At 74.1% G+C, this 884-nt stretch carries 2 pseudogenes; both read left to right on the top strand.

Going from position 1 to position 884, the window contains the following annotated elements:
• Nucleotides 1-348 (top strand): annotated as a pseudogene (locus BIV01_RS13855) (alpha/beta hydrolase); the annotation flags it as partial.
• Nucleotides 345-884 (top strand): annotated as a pseudogene (locus tag BIV01_RS19900) (bifunctional lysylphosphatidylglycerol flippase/synthetase MprF); the annotation flags it as partial. The pseudogenes BIV01_RS13855 and BIV01_RS19900, both read left to right, overlap by 4 nt.

Below are 884 nucleotides of genomic sequence, written 5' to 3' on the forward strand. Positions count from 1 at the left end.
GCGATCTCGAGCGAGATCGCCCCGAAGAACGGCAGCCTGCAGCACACCATCGCCGTCGGCTTCGGCGGTTCCCGCTCGGCCTACGACGCCGCGACGCCGGTCGCCGAGATGCGCGCACACGGCCGGTACGCCGACCACCTCGTCGTGTTCGGGGTGGGCGGGGACGACGCCCCGTACAAGGCGTCCACCGCCACGCTCCGTGCGGCGGCCGAGCGGGAGGGCATCGCCACGCAGCTGGTCGTCTCCCCGGGGTCGGCGCACGACTGGAACACCGTCCGCTACGTGCTCGCGCACGGCCTCCCACCGGTGCTCGACCACCTCGGGCTCCCCGCGAGCGGACCGCTGTGAGCGGCGTCGCATCGGCAGTGGCGACGGTCCGCCGGGTCGTCGTCACCCGCCCGGTCACCACGGCGATCGTCGTGCTCGTGCTGGCGACCTCGACGCTCGCGTTCGTGCTCCGGCTGGAACACGGAGCGCACGCGACCGTGTTCGGTCCGTTCCGGGTCTTCGCGGCGTCGACCGGCGTGCTCGCCCTGCTGCTGACGCTCGCCGGGGTGGTCGTGCTCGTCGGGGCGTCGGAGCGGCTCATGGGGTCCTGGCGCACGGCACTGGCCTTCGTGGTCACGACCATCGTCGGTACGGGCATCGCCGCGTTCGCCGTGCTCGTCGACCTCGACGGCAAGGGCGCCGTGCCGATGGTGCTCGGCCGGGCGACGAGCTTCGACCCCTGGACCGCCATCGTCGGCACGGTCGTCACCGCCAGCGCCTTCGCGGGGACGCTGTGGCGGCGGCGGATCCGGGTGAACGCCCTCGCCGTGGTCGCCGCCCTCCTGCTCTACGCCGGGCACGTCTCCGACCTGTCCGCCGTCCTCGCCGCGGCCGCC

It is taken from the genome of Curtobacterium sp. MCBA15_013, from assembly GCF_001865095.1.
Classification (GTDB): domain Bacteria; phylum Actinomycetota; class Actinomycetes; order Actinomycetales; family Microbacteriaceae; genus Curtobacterium.